Below are 15,205 nucleotides of genomic sequence, written 5' to 3' on the forward strand. Positions count from 1 at the left end.
CTATACGATGTCAAAATTCAAATTCAAATTCGAATCAGTAAAAAATGTTAAAGAAGCTTTTGAAAAAAAAGCACAGAAGGAATTAGCACAAATTGACTTGTTTATATCGAAGCATGAAGATATAAAACAAAAGCTGATAGTTGAAATAAACCAGCTCAGAAATTCTGCTTACAAAAGGAAAATGAATATAAGTGAGCTTCAGTTTTTAGACGGATATGATTCTGTACTGCGGCAGCAGGTAGATATGCAGACAGAAGTAATTAAACAGCTTGAGAAAAAGCGTGCAAAGAAAATTGAAGAAGTAATAATAAAGTCAAAAGAAAAAAAGATATTGAACCAGCTGGAAGAAACTCATAAAGAAAATTTTATTAAGGAAGAAAATTCTATAGAGATGAAATACTTTGATGAGATTGCGGTTCAGAATTTTAACAAGGTGAGAAAATGAAACAGGGATTGTTGTACGGAGGTACATTTGTATTTGTATTCGTGATTGTAACCGGATTGCTGATTTATCTGAATTCTTCTTATGAAAATATTTTTCAGTTTAACTTTGGACCTAAACAGGAGGCACAACTAAAGGACTCAACTTTTACTACACAAACTGAACCAGTTGAAGATGAAATTCCTGAAGATTCGAGTGCAGTTAAAGACAGTGTACTGCTCTCAGGTATTGGTGAAGTTGAAAAAATTGATTCGGTTAATACAGGGTTAAAAACAGATTCTGAAAATATTTTATCCAAAAATGCTAACGAAAACAGAGCAGTTAATAATGACAAAGGACAAAATTATTCTGTAACCGGACCACTGGGTCAATCGAATGAAAATCCTCAAACAAATAAAGATTTTTCAAACAGCACTGAATACAAAGACTGGATTCAGAAAGTAACCAGGATTTATTCTGCACTTGAACCTAAAAAGGCGGCTAAAATAATTCAGACTTATTCCGATAATGTAGCAAGAGATATTTTATATAATATGAATAAGAAGACAGCAGCGAAGGTTGTCTCTGAATTTAGCCCGGAAACAGCAAACAGAATTTTTAGGTTTGAATAATGTTCATTAATTCTATTTTTTTACCCAAAGCTATATCCGATCAGAAATTGACTGATACAGCAGATAATAGCATTGGAAATTTTACTCATCTGTTTTCAAATGTATTCAGATTTGTTAAAGACGGACAGGAAAACTCCGCTCCAATTCAACTTTGTCAATCTGAAGAATCATCTGTAGAAAATCCACAAAATGAATTATTAAAAGTCTCTCTGCTGGCTGATAATAAGATTGTTAGAGAAAATTCCAGCATTTCAATGATTGTCTCCATGTTTATGTCTCAGTTCAGGCCTGGGGAAAAAGCGCCGCAAATAATAGAAAGTGGTAAAGTTAAAACATCTGAGCATACACCTAAGTATTTTTCATTGAGTAAAAATGATTTGGTAAAAGAAATAAAAAATCTTTTTAATTCTTTGGATGATATTGATGTGAGTCAATCAGGAAATGCTGAGATATTGTTATTGGCAAGCGGAATTTCTATTCCATTAAACATTGAAAAATCTAATTATAGTGAAATTGAAAACCTTGTTGTAAATCAAATCAACACTAAAAGTGATTTTAAATTCTCTATCCAAATCGGAAATCAAAAACTTACATTAGATGTTGAACCAGTAATTGAAGAAAAAAGCCTATCAGTATATCCTGTTGAAATTGTTACAGATGATGCTGATTCTGATACAAACGAGATTATCCGGATTGAATCAAAAGAAAATAATATAAATCAGATTAATCAAAATAATACAAAAACCGGAGGCACATCTCAGCCCCAATTACAGGGCTCAAAACAAGCTTTGGATAATTTGGATGTTAAGACAGATATAGATTGGTCAAAAGTTCCGGAAACTGATGATAATAAGATTATTAATAATAGTACCGATGTTGATGATGAAAAGATTATTGTTCAAAATCAGACAACAGTAAAAAACAGCAGTAAAATTGTTATACCTGATTCTGCTAAACAAAACAATGAACCCGGATTATTAGCTAAAGATGTTTCTTCATCGTTAGATATGGTTAAACCCTTGCAGGTAACTGATAAATCTGATAATCTAAACACAATGTCAGCTGATAAAAGCGATAGCAAAGTAGTTATTAAGTCAGATCAAAAAATTAATTCTGGTTCTGTTAACTCTGCCGGCGTGGATAAAAGAAGTGAACTTAATATTCTTGCAGAGGAAACTGATCTGAAAGAAATTAAAATTGATACACCCAAATTTGTTAAAAATAGCAGCACAAATTCCAAAATAAATCAGGAGATAAAACAAAATTCTGATTATAAAGCACCAGTGTTTAAAGAAACTGATATTTCCTCAAATCATATTGAGCTAAAACCAAAATCTTCAGCAGGTATTATTAATTCTGTTAAACCAAAGAATGATAATAAGATATTTTTACAGCAGGAATTGGCTGCCGAAGAAAACAATGAAATAATTAAACCGGAATTATCAATTAAAACTGAAGTTAAAAACCTTACCAATCATGCTGAGACTAAAGATAGACCGGTTGAGAAAGTAACAAATTATACTCAGCCGCAGAAAGCCGGGAATTATAAGACGACAATTAAAGTTTCTAAATCACCTGAGGTTAATATTAAAAGCGAAACAACAGGAGATCAGAAAACAATAGTTAAAAATTCAGATACTGCTTCTTTACAAGTGGAAGAAACAAAATCTACTAAAAAAAATAATTCTGATGTAAGAATTTTAAGTGAAGAAGCTGATGAAACACAGCAAAAACCTTCTGTTGTTAAAGAGAATACTCAACAAACAGATAAATCTGCAATCATAAAAGAAAAACAGAATAATGAAGTTAAGGATCAGAAAGTTGGTAATGATCTTACTAAAGTAAAGAGTGCAAAAACTCCTGAAACAAAAACTGCTTCCAATGAAAATGAACACCGTGCTGTTAAAATAAACTATCGTGAGCGTAGAGTTTATTCTCAGATCCCAGAGCTTAAAATAATAAGTGATGAAAATACAGATAAGAATGCTGTGCAAAGTAAAATGCCGTCTGAACCAGTAGTAAAAGAAACAACCAGGAATACAGATGAAGTTGGAAAACAGCTATTAAGCAATCCAGAAATCAGACAGAAAGATGAAAAACAGGTTTGGGTTAAAGTAAGTGTAGAGAAAAATGAAACAGAAAATTCATCAGAGTTAAAGAAGAGAAGTGATGTTCAAAACAAAATTTCATTTGATGCGAAAGAAGTAAAAAAAGAATTCTCAGCAAATGGTAATCAGGATTATGAATCACAAAAGAATCCACAAGCAAAACAAGAAGCTATATCAGTTGAAAGAGTACAAAACACAGAAGTCAGTGAAAGTTTTAAGCTTAACCAATCATCAATCAATGATGATAATGTACTGCAACTGAAACCAGAGCAGAAAACTGAACAACTTCACTTCAAATCAGAAATAAACAGCGAGACTATAAAGCATAATACCAGAGCGGCTGAGATGATTGAAAAAATTAAAGTGATTTCATCAAGCGAAATGGTTAAAGAAGTTTATAAAGTAATTGAAGCTAATGAAAAGCAATCAGTTGTGTTGAAATTAGTTCCCAGAGAGCTTGGTGCTATAAAGGTTACTCTCGATACAATTGAGAACGTTTTAACTGCAAAAGTAGAAGTTGAAAATGAAACCGTTGGACAGATTATCAGAAATAATGTTGAACAATTAAGACAAAATCTTCTTCAAAGCGGTGTTCAGGTTAATTCAATTAGCATCACGTATAACTCTTCGCAGCAAAAGCAGCACGGATTTAATAATCAGAAAAGAAAGAACAATCCTTATCAGCAGGAAAACAATATTGATGAAGCTGAGGAAGCAGTTATCATAAAAAAAATGGGTTATAATACTTACGAATATTTAGCATAGGTGATAAAATGTATGATGGAATAACAAGTGTAAACAGTGGATATGGTACCGGAAGCTTAGCCGGAAAAACTTCAATGGGAAAAGAAGATTTCCTGAAGCTTATGCTAGCTCAGTTAAAGAACCAGGATCCATTAAGTCCGATGGAAGGAACTGAGTTTGCTGCACAATTAGCACAGTTTACCTCACTTGAGCAGTTAATCAATCTGAACAAGGCAATGGATACAAGTATAAATGCAGATTATTTCTTATCTCAATCTATAAATAATACGCTTGCAGCAACATTGATTGGAAAAGAAGTTAAACTTAATGTGAACAGTTTCCAGAATATCGGTGCAGAAAATGTTACCTTAGGATATAATTTAAGTACAAAAGCAAGCAGTTGCTCGGTTAAAATTTACAATGAAAGCGGGAAGTTGGTCAAAACAATTGAACCCGCACCAAAAAATTCAGGTGACAATAAACTTATTTGGGATTTTTACGATAATGATGGCAACAAGGTACCCGAAGGTAAATACACCTTTAAGGTAGAGGCAAAGGATTCAAAAGATAAACTGATTTCATATTCAGATTTTGTTCTTGGTAAAATTGATGGAGTAAAGTTCACCGAAATGGGCACTATGCTGGTTGTTGGCGGAGCAAACTATTACTTGTCAGATATTATGGAAATTTATAACCCTAATGAAGGATAAAACATATGCCGGAAATTAATGGAATAAGTGTTCCGTTTATTCCCATAGGCGATTACAACGGAACGACTCCCAGGATCAAAGGATCCAAGGATAGTTTTGAAGCGATCTTCCAGAAAGAGCTTGAGAAAGTTAAGTTCTCATCACACGCTCTTAAAAGGCTGGAAGAAAGAAACATCGAACTAAGTGATGCAGAGATGCTGAAAATTAATACCGCTGTTGATAAAGCAGAATTAAAAGGAGCAAAGGATTCACTTGTTATGATGAATGAAACAGCTTTCATAGTCAATATTCCAAACAGAACAGTTGTTACTGCTCTGCCGATTGCAGAAAGTAAAGAAAATGTTTTTACGAATATTGACAGCGTAGTTTTTGCAGTTTAGAAATTAAATATTAATTAACTATGGGCGGGACCTTTTAAGGACGCCCGGTTCAACTGACTGACTGAAGTTGAACGATTAGAAATAAAACCTTAGGAGGTTAAAATGTCTCTTATAAATTCTCTCTTCTCCGGTGTTTCCGGACTTCGTAACCATCAGGCAATGATGGACGTTATCAGTAACAATATTGCTAACGTAAATACAATAGGTTACAAAGGTTCACGCGTTACCTTTAGTGACACGTTTAATAAAGTAATCCGTTACGGTTCTAACCCTACAGAAACCGGCGGCGGAACTAATACTTTTCAGATTGGTCTTGGTATGAAAATGAACTCGGTTGATCGTAACTGGACACAAGGCACATTTGAAGGAACAGGTACAACTACAGACCTTGCATTACAGGGAAAAGGATTATTCGTTTTAGAAAATAACGGCGAAAGATTTTACTCCAGAGCCGGTGCATTTATTTTTGATGCTGCCGGAAGATTAGTAAACAGCCAGAATGGTGCAATAGTTCAAGGTAAAGTTGCAAACGATGAAGGACAAATTCCTCCCGGAAACTATCTTGAAGATATTATTATTGATTCTAACTTAAGATTACCTGCGGTTGCAACCACAGATATTTCCTGGGGCGGTAATTTGGATAGCTCTTCAAGTATGACAAGATCTGAATTATATCTGCAAACTGGTAATATCAATTCAGCTATGGCAGTTGGTGATTCAATTACTGATTCGAATACAATTTATGATGAAAACGGAAATGCTTATACTTTTCAGGTAACTTATACTAAAACCGCAGCAGATACTTATGATATGCAGTATCAATTATTAGATTCAAGCGGTGCTGCAGTAGTTGGACCAACAACTGCTGTAGTTGTGTTTGATCCGGTAACCGGGGATATGTTAACAATAAACGGTGCTGCACCTGCCCCGATTGGAATTACAAATGCAACTTTAGGAATTAATTTTTCTTTTGATCCTACTGCTGTTACGCAAGAAGCAAATTCAAATTCATTAGCTTCTAATGTTGATGATAACCGGGACCCAACGATCGTAACCGGCTCAGTAACTATTTTTGATTCCTTGGGATCAGCTCATACATTAACTCTGAAGTTTACAAAAACATCTAATAACAACTGGAACTGGAGCTGCAGTATTCCTGCTGCAGATGGTACTTTATCAGGCAATACTGGAACGATTTCATTTAATCCTGATGGTTCGATAAATGCAATTTCACCTAATCCTCCTGTTGTAACCTTTACCCCAACAGGCGGTGCAAGTTCACAGAATATAGTATTGAATCTCGGTGATAACTTTTCTGGAGTTACACAAACTTCTTCAAGCTCGGTTGTATCAGCCTTAACACAAAACGGTTCATCTGCTGCTTCATTATCAAACATCAATATTGACCAATATGGTTATATTGTTGGTGTGTTCTCAAACGGACAATCAAGACAGCTTGCGCAGATACTGCTTGCAACATTTCCGAACTTGAACGGATTGATAAGCATTGGCGATAATATGTTTACTGTTTCAGCAAATACCGGTGATGCATTGATCGGTGCACCAGGTGAATCAACCGGAACTACAATTCAATCCGGTGCGCTTGAGCAATCTAATGTAGATCTTTCTGAAGAGTTCACAAGAATGATTGTATCTCAAAGAGGATTTCAGGCAAGTGCCAGGATAGTAACAGTATCCGATACTTTATTACAGGAAATAACAAACTTAGTAAGATAGTAGATAAGAGATAGTAGTTAATGAAGGGAGCCGTAACAGCTCCCTTTTTTATTTTAATAGTGTTTGAAAACAGACGATACTTGAATTAGTCTGCAAAAAAAATCCCTCTAATTTTCTACAATCAGAGGGATGTGAAAAATACAGGTGTATAGTTACTTGACTAAAACCATTTTCTTAATATCCTGAAATTTCTGACCATTAATTCCGTTTGCAGTTATTTTGTAAAAATAGATACCGCTGGTCAAATGTCTTTCTCCTTGATCCATTGCATTCCAATTAACAGTATAATTTCCTGCTGTCATCTGTTCATTAATAAGTGTTACTAACTCTTGTCCCAATATGTTATAAATAACAAGCTTAACATCAGATTCAACAGCGAGTGAAAAATTAATTTTTGTAGATGGATTAAATGGATTTGGATAATTCTGACTTAACACAAAGTCAGCAGGTAAAACTGCATTATTCTGCTGCTCAATTATGCCGGTCGCAAATTGCTCCAGATAAGCCAGGCTTAATATGTGTTTCATTCCAACTGATCCAATTACAGAGCCTGCACCAGTAGAAGTATTAATACTGATAATATCATTCAACTCTGAAGCTAATCCAATTACGCCATAAAGATTATTGTTCTCATCAAAAACAATATCGTTAGTTTGTTTACCCAGTCCTGTATGACCAACTATTGTTGTATCACCAGTTGAAATATTAACTTTAAAGATTGCATCTTTGTTGGGTAAATTAGGAGCGCGGGAAGTTGCCCAAAGTTCGTTGGTTACAGGATTAAAAGTTATTCCCAGATATGAACCTGTTGCATTTACCAGAAAATTTGATGAGCCATTTGTTATATCAAGAGTGTACAAATCACCTGTTCTTGTTATTCCATATAAAACTCCTGCTGTATCAAATGCGATTGATGTCATTGAGGGAATATTAAATGTAAACAGATGATGAGCATTGCCACTTCCGGCATTTAATTTTAATAGCTTAGCATAGGAAGCTTCAGAAACGATTCCATATAATTTACCATCAATCGGATTTATTGAAACACTTTTAACTTCATCAAATAAGGTTGGACCAATGAGAGTTCCGGTGCCGGTTATTGGATCAACAGTTAAAAGGTTACCGCTGTTTTGAACTCCTGAAGACGCATAAATTGTTTTTTCTGTAACAGGGCTGATAGCATAACCGTTCCCGGTTAGTTGTATTCCATTGAATTCTGTATCATTTGAACTTATAGGATACACCACATTAAAATTTCCAGTTGAAGATGGAGAGAATTGAAATTCTAAAATAACTGAATCCAAAGAGGGAACAGTTACTGGAAATGAAAATGAAGACACAAAATTAAAATCTCCAAAACTTGCTGGGATATTTGTTATGATCAGATTCTGAGTACCGAGATTTGCAACACTAACGGTTTTAACAGTACTATTTGTTCCTTCCTCTACATCACCGAAATCAATCAGATCAGGATTTACAAAGGCAAATACTCCGGGACGTAATCCTATAGCAAAATCACCAATCATTACATTTCCATTTTTATGAATATTTCTGATAGATACGAAAGTATTTTGTAAAGCATAATCCTTACTGTTTGGGTTTGTATTCCAATCAAATCTTTTATTGTTTGTTGAACCCGGAAATGGATCGCCGGCATCGCCCCGGTTTTGATTATTATTCAGATTTCGTAAACCATCTGCCTGTTCAAGATCTACCAGATAACGATTTTCATTTTGATTGCTGTTTTGTGACTCATCAACATGATAGATTAAAAATCCTGAGTTCGGAAGATTAATATCAAATCCGGTTTTTTGTCGGTTCTCAATTAAAAAGTATTGGTTAGTGATCGTACTATTGCGCCACATTCTGTAAACCACCGGATTTTCCTCAACATTAAGAACTGAAAGTGAATCCTGATACGAAGTAAAATTAATCGGTGTTATCCAGCCGAGCTTAATCTTACACCAAGCACTCATTTGGGATGGAGTTTGTGGTGAAGAGCCATTTCCTCCCCAGGCACCACCAGCCATAAGACACCAGTTTCCTATACCTTCCGAAGAATAGTCTGTATCGTATAGATCAGGTAATCCAAAAATGTGTCCATATTCATGAGCAAACACACCAATTTCAATAAGTGAACCGCTGTTATTATTTCCACCATTACGTTCCGGCATAATTGCATAATCTCCATCAATTATAACGTTTTTGCCAGAAGCCGGATCAATATCATTTGTTGTAAAAGCCTGATTGCTGTAATTTTTGAAGTTCCATCTATGTGACCAGATATTACTGGCACCTGCTTCTGCACCTGCACCGGAATGAACAATAGCAATAAAGCCAATATGTGGTTTACCGGTGCCATCATAATACTGAATGTAATCAGCAAAATTAAGAGTTGGATCAGCAGCTTGCAGCAACTCCCATACAAAACGTGGTCCGCCGTTTGTGCCCATTCCGTTATTTGAACCAACATAATCTTCAAGCGTACGAGGCAGTGTGTACCATCCTTTTGCATCACCTGTAAAAAGAAGTTGACCGTAAGATATTTCTTGATAAAAATCAGTAATAGTTCCTGTAGGATTTGGTCCATCGTATAATTTAGATTGGAATTCCTGTTGAGTAAAATAGCCTGAAAGATTAGTGTATTGTCCCAACAATGTAAGAGCATTTACAGTATCAGTTGCTAATGTAGATTCCGGTAATAATCCTTGTGCAACTTTTTCTCTCAATAGTTTTCTCTCCTGAAACTTTTCTGCATAAAATCCTTTTGAATATTCCTTTTGAATCATTTTATGAAATTCTTTGACATGTGAAGGAACTGTAACACCTTTTTGAGGTGAAACTTGTGCGATAGAATTTGTAAAGAAAAGAAAAGATAAAACAAGTGCTGCATTAAAGATATTTTTATTCAAGGTATCCTCTAAAGAATTAGTTAGATGATTAAATTTTATGTTAAAATTAAATATTTGAAGTTTATGATACAATAAAAATTTTATGCTAAATGAAAAGATAGTTTAAATGTTTTGTTTCCTGAAGAAGATGTAGATGTACTTTCCGCTTGATTAATAATCAAAGATTTAGAAATGAAATTGTAATTGTAATTTAATCAGTTGTGCAACACTAAACTTTTGAACAATATATAATTGAGTATTCTTCATTCCGAACCAACTAAAATGTATCTGAGTTTTTATTCATCATTTTACTCATCTGAACAATATTAACCACTAAAAGCTTTGAATAATGAAATATTTATCGATTTCTGTCAAAATCTCTAGTGGCATATCGGTTGTAAAAAGATAAACACTATGGCAGAAGAAAAAACACAAATAGTTCCTGAATTAATTAAAACAGACAAATCATCGTCAATGTTCAAATCTAAATTTTTAGTAATCGGTTTACCGGTTTTTATTGTACAATTAGTAGCCGTGTATTTTATTACAGCTAATATACTGCTTTCAAGTTATAGCAAATCTGCTTCCGAAACAAATGATGAAAGCAATGTGAATAAGAACGAACAAACCAAACAAGAAAGTCCGGGTAAAGAAAGCGAGCGCGATCTAAGTAAAAATGCAGCAGGGCTCATTTATTCATTAGATGATTTGATAGTAAATCCTGCAAATACAAATGGAAAAATGCTGCTGCTTGCCAGTGTTGGTCTTTCAGTTGAAACTGAAGAATCCAAAAAGACACTTGAAGAAAAACAGGTAATAGTTAAAGATGCAGTAATAAGTGTTTTATCTAGTAAAAATGTCAATCAACTTGGCAGTGCAACATACAGAGATACACTAAAGACTGAGATATTAAAAAATCTAACAGTACAATTACCCGGCTCAAAAGTTAATAATGTTTATTTCAGCAAATTCATAATCCAATAAGAATTAAATATGTCTGAAGTTTTATCACAATCCGAAATAGATGCGTTGTTAAAAAGCGGTGGCGAAGCACTTCCGCAAATACAGGTAGAAGAGGAAATAATTCCTTATGATTTCAGATTACCTAACAGAATATCAAAAACTCAGTTAAGGACAATCAGAAACATTCACGAAAACTTTGCAGAAAGCCTAAGCTCATTTTTAGTAACAAAACTTCAAACAGTAGTAAATATTAAAGTAAATACTATTGATCAGATTTATTATTCAGAATATGTCCTTTCGGTTTCTAATCCTGCGTGTCTTTACACTTTCCATATAAAGAATACAGATATTAAGGGAATACTTGAACTCAATACAGACTTAGCTTTAACGCTTGTGGATAGACTTCTTGGCGGTAACGGCTCTAGTAAAAAGCAAAGCAATAATATTACATTGATAGAACAAAAAGTATTGAGTGTTATTGTTGAAAAAGTTATGGGTGATCTTAAAAGGACATGGCAGATCATTGAGAACATGGATTTTATTGTTGATCACTTTGAACCTGATATTGATTTTGTTCAATTGACTTCACCAAACGAATCTGTTTTGTTGATCTCATTCGAGTTTTCATTTGGTGAAGAATCTCATTTGATGAACATTTGTTTTGCAACTTTTGCTTTTGATGCAATACTGGCAAAAATGTCATCACAAAAATTATCTTCATCAATGTCATCAAGAAATCAGGGTAAACCTACAAAAGAATTAATCAGCCGGCATTTAAATCAAACTTATGTTCCGGTTACTGTTGAGCTTGGTACATCCGAAATTTCAATCAAAGATCTAGCTGATCTTAAAAAAGGGGATGTAATAGTACTTGAAAAGAAAATTCATGATGAACACATCATTAAAGTTTATAACAAAGTTTTGTTTCTTGGGCATCCTGGAATTTCAAATAATCATAAAGCAATTAAGATCACAAAAAGTTTAATCGGAAAAAATTCACTTTAAGGAAAGTTTGCTATGGAAGAAATATTTAAGCAAAACGCAGAAAATCAAAACAGTACCAAAAATGTGCACAACACTAAAGTAATTAGCGAAGCTGAACTTCCCGAATTTGAAGAATCGAGATTCAGCGGAAATGATTCGATGGAAAAATTAAACTTTCTTAAAGATTTGCAGTTAAGTATTTATATCGAGCTGGGTAGAACCCAGATGCAAATTAAAGAAATACTTGAGCTTGAACGTGGTTATGTTATCGAACTTGATAAACTTGCAAGTGAACCCGTTGATATATTTGTTAATAACAAGAAAATTGCCGAAGGTGAAGTTGTAGTAATTGATAAACATTTCGGAATAAGAATAGTTAATCTTGTTGATGTTAACAGCCGATTAAAAGGACTGTAATAATGTCTTTTTTCGATATTATTAAACTCATATTACCACTCTTAATAATAAGCCTGATGCTTTATGGTTTACTTCTTTTTGTTAAGAAGTATTCATTCAAACGTGGTGGAAAATCATTACAGAACATTAAAGTACTTAGCAATCAGATGATTATGCCAAAAAAATTCTTATCTGTTGTGCGGGTTAAAGATAAACTTTTAATTCTTGGTATAAGCGAGAACAGCATAAATCTTCTTAAAGAAATAGATGCAGATGAATCTGATCTTATTGATGAAACACATACTGTTCATAATCAGGGATTTACTGATTTGTTCAGGAAATACATAAACAAATGAAATTAAAAAATCTTATAACAATAATTTTTATTCTCTTTGTATTTGCCTCTGCTTTAAATGCACAGCAAACACAAAGCTTATCATTCCCTTTACCCAAAGTTGATATACAGGTAGGAAACTCCAATAACGGACAGGATGTATCCGTAACACTGCAGATATTGTTGTTGATGACCATTCTTGCGTTGGCGCCGTCTATTATGATAATGACAACTGCATATTTGAGAATTATAATTGTGTTCCATTTCCTTAAAAGTGCACTCGGTACCCAGCAAATGCCTCCTGGACAACTATTAGCCGGAGTTGCACTTTTTATTACTTTTTTTGTGATGGCGCCGACGTGGAATAAAGTTAATGAAGATGCTCTTAAACCTTTAATGGATGAAAAAATAACTACTGAAGAAGCATATAACAAAGGTATTGAACCGATAAGAGAATTTATGTTTAAACATGTTAGAGATGAAGATCTTGGTTTGTTTATATCACTTGCCAATATGACCCGTCCAAACAACCGGACTGAATTACCAACTTATGTTGTAATCCCTGCATTTGTATTAAGCGAACTTAGAACCGGATTTATAATCGGATTCTTTTTATTCATCCCATTCTTAATGGTTGATATGATAATTGCAAGCATACTTATGTCTATGGGTATGATGATGGTTCCGCCAATGCTTGTATCACTCCCATTCAAAATACTTTTATTCATTCTTGTTGATGGGTGGAATTTAATAGTTGGATCAGTAGTAAGGAGTTTTGGATGACAGAAGAATTACTTATTGAGATTTTAAAAGATGCGTTTACAACTGCGTTTATAATTTTATTGCCGATACTTGCTGTTGCAATGATTGTCGGAATTATGGTTTCAATTTTTCAGGCAGTTACATCAATACAGGAAATGACATTAACATTTGTACCGAAAATATTTTTAACAGTTCTTACAGTTGTTGTACTGCTCCCATGGATTATAGACAGGCTTACAACTTTTACTGAAAAGTACTTTACTATGTTTATCACTTTGGTAAGATAGCAATGTTTGGAATAATAGATTTTATAATAGTATTTTTAATCTTTGTAAGGATATCTACTGCATTAATTGCAAGTCCAATATTTGGCAGCAGATCAGTACCCGCATTACCAAAAATATTTCTATCACTTGTAATTGCATACATTGTTTATTTAACCATAGATAGAAATGCGATAGCTTCAGTTCCAACTGGCTGGATGCTGGTTATACTTTCTTTCAAAGAAGCCGTTACAGGACTGATAATCGGATTTATGCTTCAATTTGTTTTCTGGGGAGTTTCGTATGCAGGAACGTTAATCGGTTTTGATATGGGATTAACAATGGCAGAAGTCTTTAATCCAAGCTCTGATGAAAGCGGAAATGTTATTGGCGAATTTTTATACTATGGAGCTTTGATGATCTTCTTTTTAATAAACGGACATCATTACATAATTAGTTCCATAAAACATTCATTCTCTGTAGTGCCGCTTGGTAAGTTTGTAATCAGCAAACCTGTTTTTGATTTGATAATTATCTACTCTGCATCAGTTTTTATTATAGCTGTTAAAATTGCTTCTCCTATAATAGTTTCTTTTTTTCTTGTACATATTGGCGAAGGTATTGTTGCCCGGATCATTCCTCAGATGCAGGTATTTTTTGTAACGCAGCCATTAAAGGTTGGTATAGGTGTAGCGATGCTGGGTGCTATTACACCGCTGTACATTTATGTTATTAAAAATCTTCTACAGGATTATGAAAATAAATTATACAGCTTAATTGCTGCAATGGGAGCTTAATAATGGCTGAGTACGATGGCAAAGAAAAAACCGAACAACCAACCGGTAAAAAATTAAGCGATGCAAGAGACAGAGGACAGGTTGCTAAAAGTCGCGAGGTCAACTCATTAGCAGTTTTTTCAACTGGATTTATTGTGCTTTATTTGTTTCAGGGATTTATCGGCGGAAGAATCAAATCTTTTACCGTTTCAATATTTGATTCACTTGATACATTCCCAAACAGGCTGGCAATGATATCTCATTTTATGACTGACTGGTATATATTCTTTGCAATTACACTCGCTCCTGTTGTTGTCGGTTTGATTGTAGTAATATTTGCTGCTAATATTTCGCAGGTGGGCATTAAGCTAAGCCCAAAAGCACTTAGTATTAAATTTGATAAACTCAATGTAGTAAATGGAGTAAAAAATCTTATCTCTGCAAAGTCTTTTTTTGAGCTGATTAAATCAATTGTTAAACTAATTGTTACGGGTGGATTTCTCTATTATGTTCTTGATGATCTTATCTCATCAGCAACTCAGCTTGAATCATTCAGCATCAACGAGATACTGATATTTATGCTTGATGCAGCCTTTGATCTTATCTGGAAAATCGGGCTTGTATATCTTGCAATTGCTGCTGCTGATTTTGCTTGGGAAAAATATAAGTTCAAAAAAGACATGATGATGACAAAAGAAGAAGTTAAAGAAGAATGGAAACAGACAGAAGGCGATCCGCATGTAAAATCAAGAATAAAAAAATTGATGTACGAAGCTTCAAAAAGAAGAATGATGAAAGACCTTCCGACTGCTGATGTTGTAATTACAAACCCTACACACTATGCAGTTGCACTAAAATATGATATGAATAAAGATGCAGCACCTGCAGTAATTGCAAAAGGTGTTGATGAGCTGGCACAGAAAATTAAGGAAGTAGCTAAAAAGCATGATATCCCGATTCAGGAGAACAAAGAATTAGCACGAGCTTTGTATAAAATGTGCGATGTTGGTGATAAAATTCCGGGCTCATTGTTTAAAGCTGTGGCAGAAGTGTTGGCTTATGTTTATAATCTTAAAAAATCTAAAAAGAAATCTATCGTTTAAT

15 protein-coding genes are annotated in these 15,205 nt (G+C 34.0%); 14 read left to right on the top strand and 1 reads right to left on the bottom strand.

From position 1 onward, the window contains the following. Positions 1-7: 7 nt before the first annotated feature. The 6 genes from ROY99_05355 to ROY99_05380 all read left to right on the top strand — a co-directional run bounded on the left by ROY99_05355 (position 8) and on the right by ROY99_05380 (position 6,732). Positions 8-445, top strand: a complete 438-nt coding sequence (locus ROY99_05355; protein ID MDT3695800.1) for a flagellar FliJ family protein — start codon at positions 8-10, stop codon at positions 443-445. Next, a complete protein-coding gene (locus tag ROY99_05360) occupies positions 442-1,053 on the top strand; it encodes a hypothetical protein (protein ID MDT3695801.1) in 612 nt (203 codons plus the stop codon). The genes ROY99_05355 and ROY99_05360 overlap by 4 nt, the downstream gene beginning before the upstream one ends. Next, a complete protein-coding gene (locus ROY99_05365; protein ID MDT3695802.1) occupies positions 1,053-3,926 on the top strand; it encodes a flagellar hook-length control protein FliK in 2,874 nt (957 codons plus the stop codon). Before ROY99_05360 ends, ROY99_05365 begins: the two co-directional genes overlap by 1 nt. A gap of 8 nt (positions 3,927-3,934) precedes the next feature. After that, on the top strand, positions 3,935-4,615 hold the full coding sequence (locus ROY99_05370) for a flagellar hook capping FlgD N-terminal domain-containing protein (protein MDT3695803.1): 681 nt from the start codon (positions 3,935-3,937) through the stop codon (positions 4,613-4,615). Between the two features lie 5 nt (positions 4,616-4,620). Then, entirely contained in the window at positions 4,621-4,995 is a 375-nt protein-coding gene (locus tag ROY99_05375) for a TIGR02530 family flagellar biosynthesis protein (GenBank protein ID MDT3695804.1), read from the top strand. Positions 4,996-5,097: 102 nt separating this feature from the next. Continuing rightward, the gene (locus ROY99_05380; protein MDT3695805.1) at positions 5,098-6,732 is read left to right on the top strand and encodes a flagellar hook-basal body complex protein; all 1,635 of its coding nucleotides are present in this window, start codon (positions 5,098-5,100) and stop codon (positions 6,730-6,732) included. Between the two features lie 152 nt (positions 6,733-6,884). Here ROY99_05380 and ROY99_05385 read toward each other — a convergent pair whose 3' ends face one another. Then, positions 6,885-9,644: a M6 family metalloprotease domain-containing protein gene (locus tag ROY99_05385; protein MDT3695806.1), complete on the bottom strand. Its 2,760-nt coding sequence runs from the start codon at positions 9,642-9,644 to the stop codon at positions 6,885-6,887. Between the two features lie 393 nt (positions 9,645-10,037). On the opposite strand from ROY99_05385, the gene ROY99_05390 reads away from it, so the two are divergent. Genes ROY99_05390 through flhB form a run of 8 tightly spaced genes read left to right on the top strand, consistent with a single transcriptional unit; the run spans position 10,038 to position 15,204 of the window. Next, on the top strand, positions 10,038-10,607 hold the full coding sequence (locus ROY99_05390; protein ID MDT3695807.1) for a flagellar basal body-associated FliL family protein: 570 nt from the start codon (positions 10,038-10,040) through the stop codon (positions 10,605-10,607). Positions 10,608-10,616: 9 nt separating this feature from the next. After that, positions 10,617-11,591: a flagellar motor switch protein FliM gene (gene fliM / locus ROY99_05395; GenBank protein MDT3695808.1), complete on the top strand. Its 975-nt coding sequence runs from the start codon at positions 10,617-10,619 to the stop codon at positions 11,589-11,591. Between the two features lie 12 nt (positions 11,592-11,603). After that, entirely contained in the window at positions 11,604-11,987 is a 384-nt protein-coding gene (gene fliN, locus ROY99_05400) for a flagellar motor switch protein FliN (GenBank protein MDT3695809.1), read from the top strand. Between the two features lie 2 nt (positions 11,988-11,989). Next, on the top strand, positions 11,990-12,322 hold the full coding sequence (locus ROY99_05405) for a flagellar biosynthetic protein FliO (protein MDT3695810.1): 333 nt from the start codon (positions 11,990-11,992) through the stop codon (positions 12,320-12,322). Then, positions 12,319-13,083, top strand: a complete 765-nt coding sequence (gene fliP / locus ROY99_05410; GenBank protein MDT3695811.1) for a flagellar type III secretion system pore protein FliP — start codon at positions 12,319-12,321, stop codon at positions 13,081-13,083. The genes ROY99_05405 and fliP overlap by 4 nt, the downstream gene beginning before the upstream one ends. Further along, positions 13,080-13,349 (top strand): flagellar biosynthetic protein FliQ, encoded by a 270-nt coding sequence (locus ROY99_05415; GenBank protein MDT3695812.1) that lies wholly within the window; start codon positions 13,080-13,082, stop codon positions 13,347-13,349. The genes fliP and ROY99_05415 overlap by 4 nt, the downstream gene beginning before the upstream one ends. A gap of 2 nt (positions 13,350-13,351) precedes the next feature. Continuing rightward, complete coding sequence (fliR, locus tag ROY99_05420) at positions 13,352-14,122, top strand: flagellar biosynthetic protein FliR (protein ID MDT3695813.1); 771 nt, start codon at positions 13,352-13,354, stop codon at positions 14,120-14,122. Positions 14,123-14,124: 2 nt separating this feature from the next. After that, positions 14,125-15,204 carry a flagellar biosynthesis protein FlhB gene (gene flhB, locus ROY99_05425; protein ID MDT3695814.1) on the top strand — a complete coding sequence of 360 codons (1,080 nt, stop codon included), beginning with the start codon at positions 14,125-14,127 and terminating at the stop codon, positions 15,202-15,204. Position 15,205: the final 1 nt, after the last annotated feature.

It is taken from the genome of Ignavibacterium sp. (genome assembly GCA_032027145.1).
In the GTDB taxonomy this organism is placed as follows: Bacteria; Bacteroidota; Ignavibacteria; order Ignavibacteriales; family Ignavibacteriaceae; genus IGN3.

Coding starts and splice junctions, on each gene's coding strand:
- ROY99_05355 (MDT3695800.1), top strand. CDS start 8: ATGTCAAAATTCAAATTCAAATTCGAATCAGTAAAAAATGTTAAAGAA.
- ROY99_05360 (MDT3695801.1), top strand. CDS start 442: ATGAAACAGGGATTGTTGTACGGAGGTACATTTGTATTTGTATTCGTG.
- ROY99_05365 (MDT3695802.1), top strand. CDS start 1,053: ATGTTCATTAATTCTATTTTTTTACCCAAAGCTATATCCGATCAGAAA.
- ROY99_05370 (MDT3695803.1), top strand. CDS start 3,935: ATGTATGATGGAATAACAAGTGTAAACAGTGGATATGGTACCGGAAGC.
- ROY99_05375 (MDT3695804.1), top strand. CDS start 4,621: ATGCCGGAAATTAATGGAATAAGTGTTCCGTTTATTCCCATAGGCGAT.
- ROY99_05380 (MDT3695805.1), top strand. CDS start 5,098: ATGTCTCTTATAAATTCTCTCTTCTCCGGTGTTTCCGGACTTCGTAAC.
- ROY99_05390 (MDT3695807.1), top strand. CDS start 10,038: ATGGCAGAAGAAAAAACACAAATAGTTCCTGAATTAATTAAAACAGAC.
- fliM (MDT3695808.1), top strand. CDS start 10,617: ATGTCTGAAGTTTTATCACAATCCGAAATAGATGCGTTGTTAAAAAGC.
- fliN (MDT3695809.1), top strand. CDS start 11,604: ATGGAAGAAATATTTAAGCAAAACGCAGAAAATCAAAACAGTACCAAA.
- ROY99_05405 (MDT3695810.1), top strand. CDS start 11,990: ATGTCTTTTTTCGATATTATTAAACTCATATTACCACTCTTAATAATA.
- fliP (MDT3695811.1), top strand. CDS start 12,319: ATGAAATTAAAAAATCTTATAACAATAATTTTTATTCTCTTTGTATTT.
- ROY99_05415 (MDT3695812.1), top strand. CDS start 13,080: ATGACAGAAGAATTACTTATTGAGATTTTAAAAGATGCGTTTACAACT.
- fliR (MDT3695813.1), top strand. CDS start 13,352: ATGTTTGGAATAATAGATTTTATAATAGTATTTTTAATCTTTGTAAGG.
- flhB (MDT3695814.1), top strand. CDS start 14,125: ATGGCTGAGTACGATGGCAAAGAAAAAACCGAACAACCAACCGGTAAA.